A 23,612-nucleotide genomic window follows, 5' to 3' on the forward strand; every position below is an offset into this window, starting at 1 on the left:
AAAGTAAATTGCAAGATCCTAAGGAAATCTGAGATATTCTTCGTAGATTACTGCTCTATTTATTCAATATAGATGTAAAAATGGCAAAAAGCACAACTACTTCTAAGAAGAAGGCACCGGGTACTGCAATAAAGATTAATAAACACAAACATACACACGATATTTCTGCTGGCCTACAGTCCAGCTTTGGGTTCGATCAGTTCAAGGGAAGGCAAGAAGAAGCCATACACAGTCTTTTGGACGGGCATGACACCTTTATTATTATGCCCACTGGTGGTGGTAAAAGTCTTTGTTATCAATTACCGGCCATGATGCTTGAAGGTTCTGCCATTATTGTCAGCCCATTGATTGCGCTGATGAAAAATCAGGTGGATTTAGTCAGAGGTTATAGCGAAAATGAGAATGTCGCCCATTTTCTAAATTCATCTTTAAACAAAAGCCAAATAAAGACGGTCCGGGACGATCTTACAGCCGGAAAGACTAAACTCTTATATGTTGCTCCGGAAACGTTGACCAAACAGGAAAATATTGATTTTTTTAAAAGTATAAAGATTTCCTTTTTTGCAGTGGACGAGGCACACTGTATTTCTGAATGGGGACATGATTTCAGACCTGAATATCGCAGACTCAGGGAAATGATGGATATGATAAATCCGGATTTGCCCGTTATTGCATTAACAGCAACCGCTACCCCTAAAGTTCAAAGTGATATTATCAAAAACCTGGGCTTAAAAGATCCCAACATATATATATCTTCTTTTAATAGAAAAAACCTTTATTATGAAATTCAGCCAAAAGTCAAGCTGGATCAAACCATAAAAAGCATTGTCAGGTTCATTTCCCAAAACAAGGGTAAAAGTGGTATTATTTATACGCTAAACCGTAAAACAACGGAAGAACTGGCGGATATCTTAAACGCCAATAATATAAAAGCCGTAGCGTACCATGCAGGACTTGATGCCAAACTCCGGGCCAGTCGTCAGGATGCTTTCCTAAAAGAAGACGTTCAGGTCATTGTTGCCACCATTGCCTTTGGAATGGGGATTGACAAACCTGATATCCGTTTTGTAATTCACTACAATGTTCCCAAATCCATCGAAAACTATTATCAGGAGACAGGCCGTGCCGGCAGGGACGGGCTCGAGGGAAAATGTATTCTTTATTATTCACACAAGGATGTCGCTAAGCTGGAACACCTGATGCGGGACAAACCACTATCCGAAAGAGAAGTAGGTGCCCAGCTGATCAACGAGACACTTGCCTTTGTGGAAACATCCGTATGCCGACGGAAAGTTCTGATGCATTATTTCGGGGAAGAATGGCATGATGAAAATTGCGGACAATGCGACAACTGTCTGAATCCCAAAGAAAAAATAGAGGCAAAAATAGAAGCTGTTCAAGTCTTGAAAGTTGTTCAGGCATTGGATGAGCGCTTTAATATCGACTATTGCGTAAACGTATTAACGGGCAGACAAACGCCGACCGTTACCATGTACCGCCACGAGCAATTGCCTGTTTTTGGAATTGGTAAAGAACAGGATGCCCATTTTTGGAATAGCCTGATTCGTCAGATGCTGCTGGAAGATATCCTTAGAAAGGATATTGAAGATTATGGAGTGCTTAAATTTACGCCCAAAGCAGAAAAATTCCTTAAAAAGCCGGTGAGCTTCAAAATCGTCCTCAATAACAATTATGATGATGCGATTGCAGATGACGAAGAAACAGATACCGGTGGGGGTGGAGCTCATTCCACCGATGAACATCTCTTTGAGATGCTGAAAGACCTCAGGCAAAAGGAAGCCAAGAAAAAAAGCCTTCCTCCCTTTGTGATTTTTCTGGAAAGTTCGTTACATGATATGGCCACCGTCTATCCAACGACCCTGGAAGAGTTGGAAAAGGTATCAGGCGTCTCCAAAGGCAAGGCAATTAAATATGGTAAACCTTTTGTAAACCTGATTTCGCAATATGTAGAAGAAAATGATATTACCCGTCCAGATGACTTTGTCATGAAAAGCGTGGTAAACAAAAAAAGCAATAAAATCTACATCATCCAGAACGTTGATAAGAAAATACCTTTGGATACCATTGCCAAAAACAAGGACTTACGCTTGGATGAACTTCTGGAAGAAATGGAAACAATCGTTGCCAGTGGCACCCGTCTGAACCTGGATTATGCCATTGACGATATGTTAGATGAGGATGAACAGGATGAGGTTATGGATTATTTTCGCAGTTGCGAAACTTCTTCACTGGATCTGGCCAGAGAAGAACTCGAAGAAAGCGATTATAATTGGGAACAGCTTAAGATAATGCGCATCAAATTCCTGGTTGAATACGGTAACTAGGATTAGTCACAATAATTTATGATAGGGCCCGCAGTAAAAAACGGGCCCGTTTTTTATAAAATTATTACCTTTCCGGCTGGCAGGAGCTAAAACAGGCTTCCAGGTCCGGTAAAATAAAATAAATATTGTTTGAATGGGCATCGTACGCAGACAGAGTACTTATTCCACCATCTTTACCTATTTAGGATTTGCCATTGGTGCCTTAAATACCATGATCCTATTCCCCCGGTTTTTCAGTACGGAAGCCTTTGGTCTGACCAGGATTATGATTGACTTTTCCCTGTTTTTTTCCGCACTGTCCACCATGGGCAGCCTCAATGCCCTTTATAAATTCAATCCATTTTATAAAGATTTTCTGCCCAAAGGGAAAAACGATCTGCCTTACCTGACGCTAATGGCTAATCTGATAGGCTCCATTTTATTTTTAATAGCCGCAGTAGGTTTTGAGCCTTTCTGGGAAAAGCACTTCGGTCACGGGTCGCCACTATTTGTGACTCATTTCAGATTGGTGATTCCTTTTACGATTTCTTATACAGCCATCATGGTTCTGGAGGCTTACTGCTGGGTCATCAAAAAAACCATTATCTCCAATATAGTGAAGGAACTCTTTTACAGATTAACCACTACGCTTTTTATATTCTTCTATATTATGCATTGGATTAGTCTGGAAACCTTTTTTGTTCTGTTTAGCTATTCCTATGTACCAGCCATATTAGTACTGATGTATGTCGTTTATCAAAACGGAGGGGTAACACTGTACCGGACAATCAGTCGGGCGACTAAAAGACTATATAAGAAAATTCTTGTTTTCACTTCCTACCATTATACAGGGATGCTTATCGGGGTTCTCCCCCGCACTGTGGACGGGTTATTAATTGCGGGACTAACGGACAAAGGGCTGGAAAACCTGGCCATTTACAGTATTCCTGTCTATCTGGCCAGCATCATGGACGGTCCCTATAGAAGCATGCTGGGGATCACAACTACGCTGATATCTGAGGCCTGGAAAAATAAAGATATGGCCAAAATAAAAGAGCTGTACCATAAAACATCCATAAACCTGTTGATAATCGGCCTTTTAATTTTTGGGGTTCTCATGCCCAATATTGACAATCTCATCCGATTTAATCCGGAATATAGTCTGGCAAAGGCCATTTTTATTGTAGCCGGGTTGGCCAAAATTATCGATTTAGGGATGGGCATGAATGCGCAAATACTACTTTTGTCCAAATATTGGCGGATGGATTTTTATTCCAGCCTGCTGTTTATTTTCATAAATATTATACTGGATTATTTTATGATTCGTCATTATGGCGTAATGGGGGCAGCCTATGGTAGTGCCATCGCACTAATCTTTTATAATATTATCCGCTTTACTTATCTGTGGTGGCTCTTTAAATTACAGCCCTTTGACCGCAAAACCCTATATGTCCTTCTGATTGCGGCCGCTGCCATCTTTATTACCTGGGTAATTCCTTATTTGGGCAATCTTTATCTGGACGCGATTGTCAGAAGTCTGGTTTTTACCATCCTATACCTTCCGACTGTTATTTATTTTAAAATTTCGGAAGACATAAATGCCATGTTTAAAGGTATGCTGCAAAAAATACTTCCCAAATCCCGCTAACCTAACGACAATTTGGTTAAATTGCTCTGGTTTTCCTTATAATCCTTACATTGAAAGGTTTACAAACAGGGCAGATAACTAAAGTCAATGAGATACATATTATAAATTATTTGAATTATGGGAATTAAGCTGCGGTTGATTTTTATGAATTTTCTCCAGTATTTTATCTGGGGATCTTGGTTGATTACCATTGCTGTATATTGGTTCCAGAATAAACACTGGTCCAGTACAGAATTCGGGGCCATTTTTTCCACCATGGGCATTGCATCTGTGTTTATGCCTGCAATTACAGGTATCATTGTCGACCGTTTTATTCCTGCACAAAAAATGTATGGTTTCATGCATCTATTAGGAGGATGTACATTATTGCTAATACCTTCCATCGGAAGTCCTGCACTTTTCTTCTGGGTATTATTGGTGAACATGATTTTTTACATGCCGACAATTTCATTATCCATTACGGTCGCTTATAATGCATTAAAAAAAGAAAATCTGGACGTGGTAAAAGATTACCCGCCCATTAGAATCTGGGGCACCATCGGGTTTATTGCTGCTTTATGGGTTGTTAGCCTTTCTCATAATGAAGCCTCTGCCAATCAGTTTTATATTGCCAGCGGCACTTCATTTTTATTGGGAATCTATGCCTTTAGTTTACCCAATTGCCCACCACTTGGCAGGGACACAAAAGGGAAAAGTTTTTCAGAAGCACTGGGACTAAATGCATTTAAACTCTTCAAAGATAAAAATCTCGCTATCTTTTTCTTTTTTGCCATGTTGTTGGGCGCCGCTCTGCAACTGACCAACGCATATGGAGACACCTATATTCACGATTTTGCTGATATTGCAGCTTATAAAGACAGTCTAGCTGTTAAGTATCCAGCTATTATCATGTCCATATCTCAGATTTCTGAGACACTGTTTATATTGGCCATCCCTTTTTTCTTAAAACGATTTGGCATCAAATACGTGATGCTGATTAGTATGGTGGCCTGGGTGCTCAGATTCGGGCTGCTCGGTATGGGCAATCCCCAGGAAGGCCTATGGATGATTATTCTCTCCTGCATCATCTATGGTATGGCCTTTGACTTTTTTAATATTTCTGGATCTCTGTTTATAGAGACGCAAACAGACCCAGGCATCAGAGGATCTGCCCAGGGTTTATTTATGATGATGGTAAACGGTTTTGGCGCCCTGCTGGGCAGCTATGGAAGCGGTGTTCTAATTGATCACTTTTTTACCAATCCCGACGGTTCTAAACAGTGGTTTGGCATCTGGATGACCTTTGCAGCCTACGCTTTAATACTGGCTTTGATCTTCCCCTTTATTTTTAAAGGAAAACCTCTTACTGCTAGTCAACAGGAGGTGTTGCTCAAGGCTCCTCATTAAATCAAAAGTAACCTCATCATTCAAAGGACAATGCCAGGCAATTTTTTTTTATTGCCTGGCATTGTCCTTTGAACATGTCTGTCTATTAATCAATTCATTTGCATAATTTTAAAATGGTTATCTAAAGTAATAATGTACTCAAATTGTGGATAAACGGACACAAAACTTAACAAAGCAGTTGACATAAATTGTTAATCTATCCATCTACCTTGCCAATCTTCAAAATCTTTCGTAAATTTCACTAAATTAATTATTTATACAGTGCATTTTAGCTGTATAGATAATGATTTGTACCGTCCCCAGCCTTTAATCTCTAGAAAATTATCCTATCTACCCATTAGGCTGAGAACCACACACAGTATTTGCAGTACGATTCCGTTTACCGAACACGAAATGGAAGTTCAGTTCTGTAATAAAAAGGAGGCAAATGAAAAAAAAGATTTCTACATCCGGCAGCGGGTTACTGCTGCGTATGCGCTCATATTTTCAAGGAGAAAACGTCCTTAAAAAGACCTATAAAGAAGAACAGCCTTTAAGAGCCGCCCTGTTCAGCACCTGGCAAATGCAAAAGCATGGCGCCAAGGTCGCTGCCGCTCATCGGGTCATGAATGGGAAAAACAGCGATAAGCTCCTTAAAAGGCTGGATAAAAATGAAGACGTTTTAATTCAGGTCCGGGATCTGCTGGTCAGTGCAGTAAGAGACAAACTACCATTAACTCCTGCCAGCGAATGGTTGTTGGATAACTTTTATCTGATTGAAGAACAGATTTCTACCGGTCGCAAACATTTACCTAAAGGCTACAGCCAAAATCTTCCTCATTTGCTTTCGGGACCCAGTGCCGGCTTTCCACGGGTCTATGACATTGCGCTGGAAATCATCTCCCATAGTGATGGGAGAGTAGATCTGATGAATCTCAGCAGTTTTATTAATGCCTACCAGAAACAGGACAATCTTACGCTGGGAGAGCTATGGGCTATCCCCATTATGTTAAGACTGGCCCTCATAGAAAACTTAAGAAGGGTAGCGGTCAGTATAGCGCTGGACCGTATTGATCAGAATATGGCCGGATATTGGGCCGGAAAGCTGTTGGATGAGGCAGAGACCCATCCCAAAGACATTATTCTGACAGTAGCAGATATGGCGAGAACAGGTCCCGTTCTATCCAGCTCCTTTGTAGCAGAATTTACTAGACGGCTACAGGGAAAAGGAGCCGGTTTATCTTTGCCTCTAAGCTGGATAGACCAACAACTGGTCGAGACTGGTTATACCAGCTCTGAGTTGATTCATATGGAAAATCAATCCCAGGCTGCTGATCAGGTATCCATGCGTAATAGCATAGAAAGTCTACGACTGCTAAGGACTACAGAATGGCGGGATTTTGTGGAAAGCATCAGTTCTGTGGACCGGATTTTAAAAAGTGACGAAGTGTATGCGAGTATGGATTTTACAACCAGAGACAGTTATCGCCACGTCATTGAATCAATTGCGCAGAAAAGCCCCTTACCGGAATCCGATATCGCTGCAATTGCCATCAAACTCGCTAATAACAGCAAAGAAAACAAAGAAGACTACAGAAAAAGACATGTTGGCTATTATCTCATTGACAAAGGGGTAGAACAGACTCGCAAGGAAGCCCGTATGGCCAAGCGTTTTTCAGATCAGCTAAAAGGCTTAATCGGAGGACACCGGCTATTTTATTACAGTGGAGGAACATTTATTTGTACCCTTGTTTTTTGTTTCCTGGTCTCCATTTTTGCTTATCGTCATCAGGTTCATTATGGTATTATCCTTCTTGTTTTTATCTTAAGTTTTATTGGTGCCAGTCAACTGGCCATAGCCCTAGCCAATTGGGTGGTTACCAGAACGGTCAAGCCGAGACTACTACCCAAAATGAATTTTAACAATGGGATTCCGCAATCCGAGGCCACCCTGGTGGCTGTTCCATGCATGCTCACAAGCTTAAGCAGTATAGAAGAGCTCGTGGAAGCGTTAGAAGTACGCTATCTGGCTAATCCTCATATAAACATTTTTTATAGTTTAGTGGCAGATTACAGGGACGCAGACAAGGCGGTATTGCAGGAAGATCAGGCCTTATTACAACATGCAGTTAAAAACATTGAGGCACTTAATAAAAAATACAGTTCACCAGATCAGCAAGAGCCTGATATTTTCTATTTATTTATCCGCAATAGACAATGGTCAGAGGCTGAAAAAGTTTGGATGGGGTGGGAGAGAAAAAGAGGAAAACTAGGCATACTTAATCAGCTACTGCTTCGTCTTAAAAAACAAAAAAGTGACTCCGAAGCAATTTCGTCTTCAGTTGATATCAAAGAGGGCCAGCCATCAGAGCATCTTTATGCTGATCTTTTTGCACATATCACGGGTGGTGTCCAGTTATTGCCACCCATAAAATACGTCATCACTTTAGATGCCGACACAAAGCTACCCAGACAGTCCGCAGCACAGATGATCGCCACAATGGCTCATCCGTTAAACCGACCTTTGTATGATTTAACCAAGGGCAGGGTGGTTGCCGGTCATGGGATTTTACAACCCAGGGTGGCTGTATCGCTACCCAAATCAGATGATTCTCTATTTGTCAGAATGCATAGCATGGATTCAGGCCTGGATCCCTATACACGTGTAAGTTCAGATGTTTATCAGGATTTATATGCCGAAGGTAGTTTTATCGGCAAAGGCATCTATCAGGTGGATGTTTTTGAAAAAGCACTAAGCGGCCGTTTTCCAGACAACCGTATTCTGAGTCATGACTTGCTGGAGGGATGTTATTTACGCAGTGGCCTCATCAGTGATGTTGCGCTCTTGGAAGACTATCCTGACAGGTATTTACTGGATATGGCCAGGCAGCACCGCTGGATCAGGGGAGACTGGCAAATTGCCAGCTGGGCCTTTGCGTGGGCTCCGGACAAAGAAGGCCGTTTACGGAAAAACCCTTTATCCGGCCTCTCTAAATGGAAAATCGCTGATAATCTCAGAAGATCTTTAGTCGCTCCTTCCCTGGTTATTTTACTATGTATAGGATGGCTTTTATTGCCCTATCCCTGGCTTTGGACCACTTGCGTTATTGCCGTTTTTGTTATTCCGATTCTACTCAATTCTGTCTGGCATTTAGTGCACAAACCTAAAGATGTGGATATGAAACCACATCTAAGGGAGTTTGCCTGGAAGACCTGGGAGAATTTTTTAATTGAACTGTTCTACATTGCCTGTCTGCCTTTTGAGGCCTGGCAGCACCTGGACGGTATTGGCCGAACCCTGTGGCGTATGACCATCAGCAAAAAACATTTGCTCCAATGGACGCCTTCCGGCCTGTTAAAAAAAAGAAAGCGCCCCACACTTTCCGGTGTTTATACCGCTATGTGGACGGCTCCTGCAGCAGCATTGATTATAGGCGTTTTTCTCTATCAGATATCACTGGATTCATTTTTGGTAGCCCTTCCGGTTTTACTTTTATGGGCGCTTGCTCCGGCACTGGTCTGGCGAACCAATCAGCCTAAAAAACAAAATACAGAGACGCTGTCCGCTGAACAACTTGCTTTTCTGCATCGAATCAGTCGGAAAACCTGGGCCTTTTTTGAGACATTTGTCACCAAGGAAGAGAATTTTTTACCCCCGGATAACTTTCAACAGGAACCCAGAAGTGTCATCGCCCACAGAACATCTCCGACGAACATGGGACTCTCGTTACTCGCGTCTTTATCAGCCTATGATTTTGGCTATATAACTGTGTCTAACCTGCTGAGCCGTACCAGGGATACGCTGCATTCCATGGATAACCTGGAAAGGTATCAGGGACATTTTTATAACTGGTATGATACGCTGACCTTAACGCCCTTGCCGCCTCGCTATATTTCTGCTGTAGACAGTGGCAATCTGGCAGGGCACTTAATTACCCTCAGGCAGGGTCTGTTACAACTGAGTTATGAACCGTTAATTACGCAGCAGGTCTTCCAGGGCCTGCTGGATACCTTACAAATGGAACTTGATTCATTGGGAGGACAACTGCTCCGCGCGACCGGAGACTCCGTAAATAAAAAAGCAAAAGAACAGCGTGATAAATCCTATAAAAAATACTATTATGAATTAGAAGGTAAGCTGCAGTCAGCTATTATAAACGTCGCTTCACATCATCATAATTTATTATTTTATTATCGAAGCTTTAGAGAACTACTGGCTTTATCAAAGACCTTTGTCGAGTCCCAGAAAACACCTGTAGAACAATCGGCAGAACGCAAATTAAATAAAATCGAAAACAATAAAGCCAGTGCACCCCAGCCGCACATCACGGAGGCGACCGCTAAGCTCCATGAGACGGGCAGCGACGCCCATGCAAGCCCCTTGCAAGTACTCCCTACATCCGGTGCTACCAGGATGCACCAGGAGCTGGAAAGTCTGGTCGAGCTGATGGACACTACGACACCTTGGATAGCCAGGCTGGACAGTATATCCCAACTGGAGCAAGAGAAAATCACGCAAAATCATCCATGGCTTCTGCAAAACGCCTCCTTAATCAAAATCAAGAATTACCCAAAAAAACAGACCATTAACAGGCAGGATCATTTTTTAAAATCAGAGTCGCCCGCTATAACTTCCAATTCCATTCAGGGAGCGTACAGCGTCTCTGACTTATGGAATGACATACAGGCCGGCAGTCTGGCAGCAAGCCGGTTAATCGCAACTGCGGTAGACCTCTCCGATATATCAGAAAGGCTCTCGGATATGGACTATAGCTTTTTATATGATAAAGAAAAACATTTACTCAGAATTGGCTATAACGTGCAGGAAGGACAGGCGGATAAAAGCTATTATGACCTGCTTGCCTCGGAAGCGAGACTGGGCATATATGTCGCCATCGCACAAGGGAAGATTCCACAGGACAGTTGGTTTGCATTAGGCAGATTACTTACGGGCGTCGGCAAAACTCCCGTCTTATTATCCTGGAGTGGTTCTATGTTTGAATACCTGATGCCTCAGCTGGTAATGCCTACTTATGAAAATACCCTGATAGAACAAACCAGTAAAGGCCTCATCAAAAGACAGATGGCATTTGCCGGCAGTCAAAATGTACCTTGGGGTATTTCTGAATCCGGATATAATGCCGTAGATGCCAGTTTAAATTATCAATACAAGGCATTCGGCGTACCGGGGTTAGGCCTTAAAAGAGGGCTGGGAGAGGACCTGGTTATTGCACCTTATGCTACTATGCTGGCGCTGATGATCCGGCCTTCAGCTGCGACCAACAATTTACAAGTAATGGCTGAAAAAGGTTACACCGGTGAGTTTGGTTTCTACGAAGCCATTGATTATACCAAAAGCAGACTTCCCAGAGGAGCCGATCAGGCGATTATCCGCTCCTTTATGGTCCATCATCAGGGCATGGGATTTTTAGCGCTGGCTTGTGTATTAAGACAGGCCCGGATGCAAAGAAGATTTGAGACAGATCCGGCCTTACAATCCTCTTTATTATTACTTCAGGAGAAAATTCCTAAGGCCACAATTTTCTATGCACATACCCCGGATAATGCACAAACGGGCCCTGTTACCGAGCCGTCCAGCATTGAAATTATAAGAACACCGTTTACCAGACATCCAGAAATCAAACTTCTTTCCAATGGTCATTACCATGTAATGGTCTCTAATGCAGGAGGGGGCTATAGCAGACTCAATGATCTGGCCGTTAACCGTTGGCGGGAAGACGGCACAATGGATAACTGGGGCACTTTTTGCTATATTAAGGATATTGAACAAGGGGCGTATTGGTCCAATACCTATCAACCGGTAGGTGGTACTACCGACTTATATGAAGCTGTTTTTTCTCAGGGACATGCAGAATTCAGAAGAAAAGATGATACCATTGAGACAAGAACAGAAATTGTTGTGTCCCCTGAGGATAATGTGGAAGTCAGAAGAATCCGTATTACCAATAGGGGCAGTTCGGTTAAGACCTTGGAAGTCACAAGTTACAGCGAAGTTGTATTGGCCCCTCAAAATGCAGATGAAGCGCACCCTGCTTTCAGTAATCTCTTTGTGGAAACAGCCATCCTAAAGCAGCAGGAGGCCATTTTATGTACCAGAAGATCCAGATCCGCAGATGAAATGCCTCCTTGGATGTTTCATCTGATGTCCTTAAACGGTACAGGCATGCAGAACGCCACCATATCCTACGAAACGGACAGAGCCAGGTTTATAGGCCGTGGAAGAAATACAACGCGCCCAATTGCGCTGGACAAACCAGGCATGCTGTCCAATACAGAAGGATCCGTATTGGATCCTATTGTTGCCATTAGAAGGACTTTTGAACTAAAAGCAGGACATACTGCCACCATCGATTTAATCATCGGAGTTGCCGCCCAAAAAGAGACCTGTCAGGCTTTACTGGATAAATACCAGGACCGCCATCTAAAAAACAGAGCTTTCGAATTATCCTGGACCCATAGTCAGGTGCTGCTGCGTCAAATCAATGCTACCGAGCAGGAAGCCAAACTTTATAGTAAAATGGCAAGTTTTATTCTATATCCAAATGAACAATTCAGGGCGGCACCCAGCATTATTGCCAGTAATTATAAGACGCAGTCCGGTCTTTGGGCTTATTCTATTTCAGGAGACCTACCCATTGTGCTGTTAAGAGTGCAAAGCGAAGAAAATATTCAGCTGATTCGTCAACTCATCAATGCACATACCTACTGGCGATTAAAAGGAATTAAAGCAGATTTGATTATCTGGAATGAAAATTTTGGTTCTTACAGGCAAGATCTGCATGAACAGATTCAGAGTCTGATTGCCCTGGCAGGAAGTGTTTCCATTAACCAGCAGTATGGTGGAATTTATCTGAGAAGTGCGGATCAAATACCCACAGAGGATCGAATTTTAATGCAGACCGTTGCCAGAATTATCATCGATGATCAACTAGGTAGCCTTGAAAAGCAGATTCTTCAAGCCCAAAAGCCTAAATTACTGCCACCTGTATTAGAGCCAGCCATGGAGTCGGGCACCCGGCAGGATAAGACAATTATCTCTACCAGAAAGCTCCTGCCTAATGGCCTTGTCTTTAACAACGGACTAGGTGGTTTCACCAAAGATGGAAAAGAATATATTATCCGTACCTCCGCTGCACTGAGAACACCGATGCCCTGGTCCAATGTGATCGCCAGCGAACAACTTGGCTGCGTTATCACAGAAAGCGGCAGCTGCTATACATGGTATGGAAATGCGCATGAATACAGGCTCAGCCCATGGATGAATGATCCGGTACAGGATAATCAGGCAGAAGCTTTGTATATCCGCGATGAACAGACCGGACAGATCTGGTCACCGACGCCTCTGCCTGCCACGGGCAAAGGGGATTTTATCACCCGCCACGGATTTGGGTATACTGTTTTTGCTCATACAGAAAACGGTATTTCAAGTGAACTTTGGGTATTTGTGGATAAAAACTTACCGGTACGCTATCAATGGCTGAAACTAAAAAATATCAGTGGCAAAGACAGAAAGCTATCCGTTACAGGCTATGTACAATGGGTCTTGGGAGATTATCCCGGCAAAACAGCGCCTTATATCGTAACGGAAAAGGTGCCTGATCAGCCGGCGATTCTGGCTTATAACCGTTATAGCAGCAGTTATCCCAATGCCGTAGCTTTTTATAGTATTGGCAGTATTGCGCAAAACTATAGTATAACGGCCGACAGGGAAGCCTTTATCGGCCGTCTTGGATCCCTAACAAATCCGGCTGGTCTACGGCGTACCAGACTCTCCGGCAAAACGGGAGCAGGCCTGGACCCTTGTGGGGCATTACAAACCCCCGTTCAATTATACAGCGACCAGGAAATAGAACTTCATTTTTGCCTGGGTGCAGCTCAGGATAAACAGGAAGCCTTATCCTTCATTGAAAAAACGCAAAACTTAGAATTTATCCAACAGGCCTTAAGTCAAGTGCATGAAAACTGGAATCTGATTTTGGGACAAACTAAGATTACGACACCGGATGCTGCCCTTAATTTTCTTTCAGGCGGCTGGTTGACTTATCAGACGCTGAGTTGTCGTATATGGGGCAGAAGCGGCTATTATCAGTCCGGAGGAGCCTTCGGATTCAGAGATCAGTTGCAGGATGTCATGGCCCTTCTAAATACCAGGTCTGATATCGCTAAAACACAAATTCTATTATCAGCCTCCCGACAATTCAGACAAGGAGACGTCCAACACTGGTGGCATCCACCACAAGGAAGAGGTGTCCGAACACATTGTTCTGACGATTATCTTTGGTTGCCCTTTGTCGTGGCTCAATATGTATTTACAACAGGAGATGAAGCGATTTTAGAGGAGCAGGTGACTTATCTGGATGGCCGTCCGCTTAATCCGGGAGAAGACTCCTATTATGATTTGCCCGTTATTACAGAGGACAGAGAAAGTCTGTATCAGCACTGTATAAAAGCCATCAACCATGGACTAAGGATGGGCCTGCACGGACTTCCATTAATGGGAACAGGGGACTGGAACGACGGGATGGATAAAGTAGGAGAAAAGGGTAAGGGAGAAAGTATCTGGCTGGGGTTTTTCCTTTATAGTGTGCTGATGCAGTTTAAAGAAATTGCACACCGCGTTATGGATTCAAAAACAGTCCAGCTTTGTCAGATGGAAGCTGAAAAGCTAAAAACCAACCTCAATCAGCACGGCTGGGACGGGAATTGGTACAGAAGAGCCTATTTTGATGACGGCACTCCTTTGGGATCTCATCAGAACCCGGAATGTAAAATTGATTCTATTGCACAAAGCTGGTCCATTTTATCGGGTGCAGGAGGACCGGATAAAAAACAAACAGCATTACAATCTTTGGCAGAACATCTGATCCGTCCTAAAGAGGGTGTAATCCTGCTACTGGACCCGGCATTTGACAAATCCGATTTAAACCCGGGATATATTAAAGGGTATGCACCTGGCGTTCGGGAAAACGGAGGACAATACACTCACGCCGCCATCTGGGCCATGATGGCTTTTGCCGAAATGGGACACCATGATAAGGTGTGGGAGCTCTTTAATATGATTAATCCTATTGCCCATACCATGACACGTCAGGGTGTGGAAATATATAAAGTTGAGCCTTATGTCATGGCAGCCGACGTATATAATTCTCCTCAGCACAGAGGCAGAGGAGGGTGGACCTGGTATACGGGTAGTGCAGGCTGGATGCAGCAGTTTATGTTCCGTTTTATTCTGGGCATAAGGCGCAGTGGGAATCAGTTAAGTTTTAAGCCCGCTGTTCCTGGCAACTGGAAAGGGTTTAAGGTAGATTACCGGTTTGGCAAGTCGGTATTTGAGATAGAAATCAACCTGCAAGATACACAAAGACCAAAGGAAGGACTCACAAAGTATTCACTGGACGGGCAACCTCAGGACACCCCTTACGTAGTGTTGACAGATGATGGCCAGACGCACCAGGTCTTTGTCAGTTAATGGCTAAACTGTACAAAGTTGTATTCGGAGGCCCTGCCAGGTAATGGCAGGTGCCTTTATATACACCCCATTTTCATCTGTAATTTATTCTAAAAGGGAAAGTTATATATAGGATAAAACAAAATAGTTTAGTTATCCCCAATAGGGTTATTTAGCTTTTTTCTTCCTCTTTTTTTAGCGAAATTTGTCCAGTCATCCCAGAGTCGGAACCTTAAAAATAACGCTAAAGTCAAGTAATCATATGCCACAGTTTTCTCATTTGCACGTTCATTCCCAATTCTCTTTATTAGACGGAGCCGCCTCTATTGGCAGTCTATATAAAAAAGCGGAGTCAGACGGCATGAACGCCCTGGCATTAACTGACCACGGCAATATGTTTGGAGCCTTTGAATTTGTGGCGCAGGCTTGGAATAATACCAAAGTAATCGGTAAAGATGAAAACGGCAAAGATATTCTGACACCAAAAATTAAACCGATAGTCGGCTGTGAACTGTACGTCGTTGAAGACCGGTTCCAGAAAACCTTTACCAAAGAAAAAAAGGACAAGCGCTTCCATCAGATACTACTGGCTAAAAACGAGCTGGGCTACCGCAATTTGATTAAACTGACCTCAATGGGATTTATCGAAGGGATGTACAGCAAATACCCCAGAGTAGATAAACAACTGATCAGCAAGCATCATGAAGGATTAATTGCCACTACCTGTTGTCTGGGTGCCAGTGTGCCTCAGGCTATTTTAATGCATGGTGAAGAGGCCGGAGAAAAAGAGTTCAAATGGTGGTTGGATTTGTTTGGAGATGATTACTATGTAGAATTACAGCGCCATAACATTCCTGACCAGGATAAAGTAAATATCGTGCTGCTGAAACTTGCGGAAAAATATGGAGTTCCGGTCATATGTACCAACGACAGCCATTATACCAATCAGGAAGATGCCAATGCACATGACATTTTACTTTGTATCAATACCGGGGAGAAACAGACAACGCCCGGTTTTGATGACTTTGTCAATGATGACGTGATCATAAAAAACAGACGTTTTAAGTTTCCAAATGATCAGTTTTATTTTAAGACTACTGCAGAAATGGAGCAGGTCTTTAAGGACATCCCCCAGTCACTAGAAAACACACAGGCCATCGTTGATAAAATAGATGTACTGAATTTAAAAAAAGACATTCTTTTACCGGCCTTCCCGATTCCTGAGGAATTTAAAACAACAAATGACAGCAATATTAATCAGTGGAATTTCCTTCACTATCTGACCTATGAGGGAGCCAGACAACGCTATAGTGAGATTACGGAAGAGATCCGGGAGCGACTGGATTTTGAGCTGTTCACCATTAAAACAATGGGATTTGCCGGTTACTTTTTGATTGTAAGTGACTTTATCAAGGCCGGACGGGATCTTGGGGTCTTTATCGGACCAGGCCGTGGATCAGCTGCCGGAAGCGTGGTAGCCTATTGTATCGGCATTACTAATATTGACCCGATTAAATATAATTTACTGTTTGAGCGTTTTTTAAATCCGGACCGTAAATCCATGCCGGATATCGACACCGACTTTGATGATGAAGGACGCCAGAAAGTGATTAACTATGTAGTAGAAAAGTATTCAAAACAGCAGGTTGCCCAGATTATCACTTACGGCACCATGGCGGCCAAAATGTCCATCAAAGACGTTGCACGCGTACTGGACCTGCCCCTGTCCGAATCCAATGCCCTGGCTAAACTGGTGCCCGATAAACCCGGCACCAAACTGGGAAGAGTACTTAAGGCGCCTATCACTGCGGCTGAAGCCAAGGACGGGCAAAAATCCCTGGAAGAAAAAGAAGGTTATCAGCCGGAAGATATAGAAAACATCAAAAGAATCCGGGAAATTTATGCGGGAGATGACCTGCGGGCTCAGGTGCTTCACGAAGCAGAGAGGCTGGAAGGCAGTGTCCGTAATACAGGTATACATGCCGCAGGTATCATCATTGCCCCTAAAGACCTGACAGAACTGGTTCCTGTATCAGTAGCCAAAGACTCTGACCTTTGGGTAACTCAGATTGAAGGCAGTAGCATTGAATCAGCCGGGGTCATCAAAATGGACTTTTTAGGACTCAGAAACCTTTCCATTATCAAGACAGCACTGGGACTGATCAAGCAAAATTACAATATTGACATTGAGATAGATTATATCTCTCTGGATGACGAAAAAACCTTTGAAATTTTCCAGAAAGGTGAAACCAATGCCATCTTTCAGTTTGAAAGTGCCGGGATGCAAAAGAATTTAAGAGAACTCAAGCCCGACGTTTTCGCTGATCTTATAGCCATGAACGCCCTGTATCGTCCGGGCCCGATTGCCTATATCCCTGACTTTATCAAACGTAAACACGGGGAACAGGAAATCACCTATGACCTTCCGGAAATGGAAGAATATCTGGCGGATACCTATGGTATTACCGTCTATCAGGAACAGGTCATGCTTCTGTCTCAAAAACTGGCGGGGTTTTCCAAGGGAGATGCGGACGTTTTACGAAAGGCTATGGGTAAAAAACAAATAGCCGTTCTAAACAAGATGAAGGCCCAATTTGTGGAAGGAGCCACCAAAAAAGGACATCCGGTGGACAAACTGGATAAAATCTGGAAAGACTGGGAGGCTTTTGCACAGTATGCCTTTAATAAATCTCACTCTACCTGTTATGCCTTTGTAGCCTATCAGACGGCTTATTTAAAGGCCCATTATCCCAGTGAATACATGGCAGCGATTTTAAACCATGCCGGTGCCATTGAAAAAATAACCTTCTTTATGGAGGAATGTAAAAGAATGGGCCTGGTGGTGCTGGGCTGTGACATCAATGAATCACAAAAAGGTTTTGGGGTGAATGCGAAAGGTGAGATCCGTTTTGGTTTTGGCGGACTGAAAGGCATCGGTGATGCAGCCATTGACAGCATTATTGAAGAAAGAGATCAAAACGGCCCTTTCAAGGATATCTTTGATTTTATTCAACGTATTAATCAAAGAACGGTCAATAAAAAAGCGATTGAAAGCCTGGTATATGCCGGTGCATTTGACTGTTTTGAACAAATGCACAGAGGACAATACTTTGCCATCCAGACAGGCGAAGTGGTTAACAACCTGGAAAGAATCATTAAATTCGGGAATGTAGTACAAACCAGTAAACAGAGTTCGATGGGAAGCTTATTTGGAGAGGCCACCATGCCAGAAATAGCTACGCCCAAAATTTTACCTTCAGAGCCCTGGTCCCTTATTGAGAAACTGGAGCATGAAAAAGATGTAACAGGGATTTATATCAGCGGTCATCCACTGGATAATTACCGTTTTGAAATGAAGCATTTTAATATGATGCACATCAGTGATTTTGAAACGATGCGGCTGGATGAAAATCCAAGAACCAGTAATATCCGACTCGCCGGCATGGTAGTAGGGGCTCAACACCGCCAGACTAAAAAAGGAATGGATTTTGGCGTTCTGGCATTGGAAGACTATTCAGGGAAAACAGAACTCATGCTCTGGCGGGAAGACTATTTAAATTTTAAAAACTTCATTGAAGCAGGTCTGATGCTCTGTGTTACCGGGCATTTTAAACAAAGATTTAATGCGGGACAATATGAGTTTAAAATCACTTCCATCAGCCTTTTGGATTCACTTAAAAATTCGATGCCCAAATCTCTGGACATGGAATTGCCCTTGCAACAGGTAACAGATGAACTGGTCAATTTCCTGGAAGCAAACATGGTTAAATACCCGGGATCTGCTCAGCTGAAATTCAATATATTAGATTTCCAGGATGAAAGCTCCGTCAGTATGTATACACTGGGACAGGGTGTCACCTTAAATGACGAACTGATTGATTATTTAAACAGCCATCCTGATATCCGTGTTCAGGTGAGTCTGGCCGGATAACACATAGGTATTACCCATTTTAAATGGAGGGGTGGTTTCAATCATGCCCTCCATTTAAAATCACTATACGCTAAACAGGACTCTTTGCGCTGGTTTAATAAAGATCATTGACCTTCAGTTCATAGCTGTCTTTAGCACCAGAGACTCCGCCTTCCAACTCCACCCATTTTTTTAAAGTTGCCGGTTTTTTAATGGTGATATGATATTTACCATCCTTGTCAATCGTGACATTGGCTGTGCCTCCAGTAGCCAGGCTACTTTCATATAGTGTAGAACCATTTGATCCCGCAAGCCCGATCTGACATTGGATGTCCATCAGTTTTTTTGTTTTATAACTGGCCTGCATTTCTTCGTTGGTGGCAAGTTTATATTCTCCCGCTCCAAGCGCACTGGGGAATATAAAAGACATTGCACTACCTGAAAAGTCTCCGAAATTTCCGCCGTCACCACCAGTTGCCACCATAACAATGGCATAAATCCCTGAAGTCTCTTCATTACCCTGAGTTGAAGTAGCCCTGGTATATGTATAGTCTCCAAAAGTCCAGGTTCCGCTGACACTACCCGGTCCGCTGTCATCCTTACTGCAGGAGATTACCAGTATGGAAAAAAGTGCAAAGGCACCTAATAATTTCAAATGCTTTTTCATAGGATTCAATAGGAGGTTAAAGATGTTTTATAAGCAAATATAAGATGTTCCATTCATTCAGGCACTAATAAATTAAATCATTTCTTAATACATCAATTACTTTATCATGGTCTATTTGGGATGATTAAAGTTTTTAATAACTGATAGCAACTTGACGCTCCCATTCAGCTTACCTGAATTGCGAAAACCCCTGAAACTTTTTCTTACCTTTACCTGATAACGCAGCTAATCGTTATAAGCAATAATCATGAAAATATTTAACGCTGAACAAATAAATAAATGGGATGCAGCCACCATGGAGCGTCAGCAAATCTCCCAAACGAAGTTGATGCAAAGGGCAGGAGACTGCGCAGCCCATTGGCTTCTACAAAAGTTCTCCAAGGACAGTAACTTTTGTATTATCTGCGGGAAAGGAGGAAATGGGGGAGATGGGTTGGTCATTGGCCGTCACCTGCTTTTAAAAGGCCGTACAGTTACGATTATATTATTAGCGGATCCGGCTACCTTCCGGGGCGGGGCGCTGGATCAATGGCAGTTAATTGAAAAGGATTTTAAAAAGGAGGCATTACAATTTATAAGGCTACAAGAAACAATCCGTCAACACACTGACTTTACTCATGAGGGGCTGCAAAAGCTGCTAGACTTTTTAATGAAGTCCATGGAGCAGTCCGGTGCCCGCATTATTATTGATTCAGTACTGGGCACAGGAGTCAACCCCGGCGCGTCAACAGCCCTAAAAGTCCTTCAGGACCCCCGCAATAAAGCGCATCTGGTAACGCAGCTCGGTATTCAGGCAATCAATGACTATTCGCATGGTGAGCGCAAATACCGGCGCAGAAAAACAATATCCATTGACTTACCCAGCGGCCTGAGTCCGGATCAATTGCCTATGGAGCCAACTGCTGCTGCGGAAGGAAGGACAGATGCATTAAAATCTATTCCGCCTATAATTGTCAGGGCCGATTATACGCTTAGCTTTCAGACGTATAAAAGAAGTTTTATGCATGAGGAGGCCGCCAAATATGTCGGTAAAATAAAAATCCTTGATATTGGCCTTTGCCCTGTTTATGCACATATGGAGCGCACCCGTTTTCTGGCTGTTGACTTAAGGGCTGCTGTCAGAAGGTATCAGCCAAGGTCTTGCCGGCCATTTGGGCACAAAGGCAGTTTTGGAACCGCCGTGCTTGTTGGTGGCAGTTATGGTAAAATAGGGGCAATCGGCCTGTCAGCCATGTCTGCGCTCAGAACTGGTGTCGGCAAAGTATTTATTCAGGCACCCAAATGCGGCTATGAAATCCTGCAAACGCTGACCCCTGAATCGATGTTTGAACCGGCAGGAGAAAGTTATGTTGCAGCAATAAACCCTGTCAAAAATGCCACCTACGGCCTGGGGCCCGGCATGGATACCCACCCGGAATCTGCCAGCGCACTATATGATTTTCTAAAAAACGTACAAGCGCCGGTATTGCTTGATGCGGATGCATTAAATATTATGGCAACGGATCCTGACAAATACCTTACCCTCTTACCTAAAAACAGCATTTTAACCCCGCACCCCGGTGAGTTTAAAAGACTTTTCGGGCCTTCTGACAATAGCATGGATCAGGTGAATCTGGCCAGCGAGATGGCGCAAAAATGGCAATTAGTCATTGTACTGAAAGGCCATCATACCGCTATTTGCGGACCGGAAGGCAAAATAAATTATAATTTAACAGGCAATGCCGGTATGGCAACAGCTGGCAGCGGAGATGTGCTCACTGGTATCATCACCTCTTTGTTAGCCCAAGGAGTCCCACCCAGGGATGCGGCAATTCTCGGAGTATATATTCACGGGCTATCCGCAGATTTATATATCAAAAAAGCAAGTCCGGAGTCTTTGATTGCAGAAGATTTGATTCAGGGTCTGCAAAAAGTCTTTAGAAAGCTGGTTAAATACCGCAAAAAGCTCCATTTAAAATAATATGGCAGTTTTGCCCAAACACGCACCTTATGCGTATTTTTAAACCATGGCCATTAAAAAAATAATGTGGAACTGGAAAAGTAAAAACGGACCGGTAGGTAGTACTTGTAGCCACAGGGTTCTATTTTTTTGGCTGCTCACGACTACGCTGGCCTTTCTTTTTTCAATCCCGACAAGGGGCATTGCCCAGAGGCACGGACATACCCCCTCAATAGATATAAAAAAAGCCATTGTTCATGACTCATTAATACCCATTGATACATTAACACCACATCTGCTTCCCGTAACGATCACCGCTTTTCAGGGCAGGGGAGACGGTTCAGATATTGCTGCCTCCATTTTTTCTCTGGATCGGTCCACCCTTCAATTACTGGATAACAGCTCCTTACTCAGCGCATTGAATACTGCACCCGGAGTCAGACTTGAACAACGTTCCCCCGGTAGTCTCAGACTTTCCATAAGAGGCAGTCTATTACGGTCGCCTTATGGCATAAGAGGGGTCAAATTTTATCTGGACGGGATGCCGCTCACGGATGCAGGAGGGAACACCTATCTTCAATCACTCTTGCCGGATCAGCTGTCTTCAGCAGAAATTATCAAAGGACCCGCCGGCAGCCTATATGGAGCAGGTACAGGCGGCGCTGTATTACTCCACTCATTGGATACCTACACCGACAGTACAATCAACAAATATCATTTCAGTTATACGGGTGGCAGCTATGGCAGGATACATCCGGTGGCCGGCTGGACACACTTCGGCAAAAAGGGATTTAGTCAGGTAGGCGGTAATTTTTTTCATTCAAACGGCGCTAGAGATCAGGACACTTTAAACCAAACTGTCATTCATTATAGTGGCCGCTACCGGCTGTCTTCGAAAACGGAGGTCCGCGTAAGCAGCTTCTACAGCAATTTACATTACCAGACACCGGGCGGTATTACCAAAGGCCAGTGGGAATCCGACACAACGGCCTATGCGCTGGCGGTGCGTCAAAAAGCAGCCATATTTAACAAAACGCTCTGGACGGGACTACAATTAAAAACGGCCCTGGGATCACGGCTCCAAAATGAGACCGGCGTTGTTTTTAGTTATACTGATTTTAAAAATCCTTTTACCAGTAATTACGAGAAAAGAAAAGAATTAAACGATGGCGCAAGGACGGTATTTTCATGGCAGGACCATCTAAACAGCACTCTTTTAAGCTGGCAACTGCTTGCTGGCATGGAATGGATGTCTGGCCATTATCATATTGATAACTACGCTAATAGATCTGGCATCCCAGACACGCTTCAGTATAAAGACCGGTTGACCATTGAGAACTATACCTATTTTATCCAATACCAGATGAGCCTTTTTCAAAAATGGCACCTGCAGGCAGGTATCAGTACCAACCGGCAGCACATCAACTACCAAAGATTATCTGACCCGGATTTCAATTCCATGCAAAGCGCCTCAACAAAATACCAGTGGTCGCCTAAATTAGGCCTGACCTACGAATGGCAACCAGGCGTCGCATTGTTCGCATCCCTGGCCAAGGGGTTTTCTACACCTACCATCGCAGAGCTACATCCCTCTGACGGTCGATTTGAAAAAGCGCTCCAGCCGGAAAGTGGCTGGAATCTGGAAGGAGGTATTAAAGGGATTATACCAGGAACAAAACTTGCAATTTCCGGCAGTATCTACCACTTTACGCTCAAAAACGCCATCGTCCGCAGAGTCGATGCGCAAAGTAGCGAATATTTTGTCAATGCGGGCTCTACCAGGCAAGCGGGAGCAGAGCTGTTTATAAAAACACCGCTGCTGTCGGAAACTTCGTCCAAAAGTCATTCACTGATTCATCAGATTACCATCAGCGGCAGTTATAGCTATCAACCTTATCGTTTTTTAAATTATCAGCAGGAGGATCAAAACTATCAGGGGCACCCTTTAACAGGTGTTCCCCAAAATATAGCAGTAGTTAGTGTGGAACTAACGGCTCATAATGGGATCTATCTGAATACCCTGATAAATGCGACCAGTTCCATTCCGTTAAATGATGCCAGCACTATTTACCAGGACGGCTATCAGCTATGGCAGGCTAAGATGGGTTACCGGTTTTCCTGGCAGTCTCTTACAGTAGATTTATATAGCGGCTTAGATAATATTTTAAATCAGCATTATAGTCTGGGCAATGATATTAACGCCTATGGTGGCCGTTACTTCAACCCGGCACCAAAAAGGAACTATTACGCCGGTCTGTCTATTTGGTTTTAGAAAATGATTCCAAAAAAA

General features: G+C 43.5%; 8 protein-coding genes. 7 read left to right on the plus strand and 1 reads right to left on the minus strand.

Translation table 11 applies throughout. The annotated features are described in order from the left end of the window. Nucleotides 1-80: 80 nt before the first annotated feature. From recQ to dnaE, 5 genes are all read left to right on the plus strand, one after another. Nucleotides 81-2,345, plus strand: a complete 2,265-nt coding sequence (recQ, locus tag BLU80_RS04245; RefSeq protein WP_091393920.1) for a DNA helicase RecQ — start codon at nt 81-83, stop codon at nt 2,343-2,345. 133 nt (nt 2,346-2,478) lie between these two features. After that, the gene (locus BLU80_RS04250; RefSeq protein ID WP_091393923.1) at nt 2,479-3,972 is read left to right on the plus strand and encodes an MATE family efflux transporter; all 1,494 of its coding nucleotides are present in this window, start codon (nt 2,479-2,481) and stop codon (nt 3,970-3,972) included. A gap of 117 nt (nt 3,973-4,089) precedes the next feature. Further along, nucleotides 4,090-5,358, plus strand: coding sequence for a nucleoside permease (locus BLU80_RS04255; RefSeq protein WP_091393926.1), 1,269 nt, complete (start codon nt 4,090-4,092; stop codon nt 5,356-5,358). 427 nt (nt 5,359-5,785) lie between these two features. Beyond that, complete coding sequence (locus BLU80_RS04260; protein ID WP_091393929.1) at nt 5,786-14,827, plus strand: glycoside hydrolase family 94 protein; 9,042 nt, start codon at nt 5,786-5,788, stop codon at nt 14,825-14,827. Between the two features lie 241 nt (nt 14,828-15,068). Continuing rightward, entirely contained in the window at nt 15,069-18,737 is a 3,669-nt protein-coding gene (gene dnaE / locus BLU80_RS04265) for a DNA polymerase III subunit alpha (RefSeq protein ID WP_091393932.1), read from the plus strand. 94 nt (nt 18,738-18,831) lie between these two features. On the opposite strand, the gene BLU80_RS04270 is transcribed toward dnaE, so the two are convergent. After that, nucleotides 18,832-19,383 (minus strand): hypothetical protein, encoded by a 552-nt coding sequence (locus tag BLU80_RS04270; RefSeq protein WP_091393935.1) that lies wholly within the window; start codon nt 19,381-19,383, stop codon nt 18,832-18,834. A 247-nt stretch (nt 19,384-19,630) separates the two neighbouring features. On the opposite strand from BLU80_RS04270, the gene BLU80_RS04275 reads away from it, so the two are divergent. Further along, nucleotides 19,631-21,343, plus strand: coding sequence for an NAD(P)H-hydrate dehydratase (locus BLU80_RS04275; protein ID WP_091393939.1), 1,713 nt, complete (start codon nt 19,631-19,633; stop codon nt 21,341-21,343). 46 nt (nt 21,344-21,389) lie between these two features. Then, the gene (locus tag BLU80_RS04280; protein WP_091393942.1) at nt 21,390-23,594 is read left to right on the plus strand and encodes a TonB-dependent receptor; all 2,205 of its coding nucleotides are present in this window, start codon (nt 21,390-21,392) and stop codon (nt 23,592-23,594) included. Nucleotides 23,595-23,612: the final 18 nt, after the last annotated feature.

The sequence above is a fragment of the Arachidicoccus rhizosphaerae genome, from assembly GCF_900107765.1.
Taxonomy (GTDB): Bacteria; Bacteroidota; Bacteroidia; order Chitinophagales; family Chitinophagaceae; genus Arachidicoccus; species Arachidicoccus rhizosphaerae.

Coding starts and splice junctions, on each gene's coding strand:
- BLU80_RS04270 (WP_091393935.1), bottom strand. CDS start 19,383: ATGAAAAAGCATTTGAAATTATTAGGTGCCTTTGCACTTTTTTCCATA.
- dnaE (WP_091393932.1), top strand. CDS start 15,069: ATGCCACAGTTTTCTCATTTGCACGTTCATTCCCAATTCTCTTTATTA.
- BLU80_RS04255 (WP_091393926.1), top strand. CDS start 4,090: ATGGGAATTAAGCTGCGGTTGATTTTTATGAATTTTCTCCAGTATTTT.
- BLU80_RS04250 (WP_091393923.1), top strand. CDS start 2,479: ATGGGCATCGTACGCAGACAGAGTACTTATTCCACCATCTTTACCTAT.
- BLU80_RS04280 (WP_091393942.1), top strand. CDS start 21,390: ATGGCCATTAAAAAAATAATGTGGAACTGGAAAAGTAAAAACGGACCG.
- BLU80_RS04275 (WP_091393939.1), top strand. CDS start 19,631: ATGAAAATATTTAACGCTGAACAAATAAATAAATGGGATGCAGCCACC.
- BLU80_RS04260 (WP_091393929.1), top strand. CDS start 5,786: ATGAAAAAAAAGATTTCTACATCCGGCAGCGGGTTACTGCTGCGTATG.
- recQ (WP_091393920.1), top strand. CDS start 81: ATGGCAAAAAGCACAACTACTTCTAAGAAGAAGGCACCGGGTACTGCA.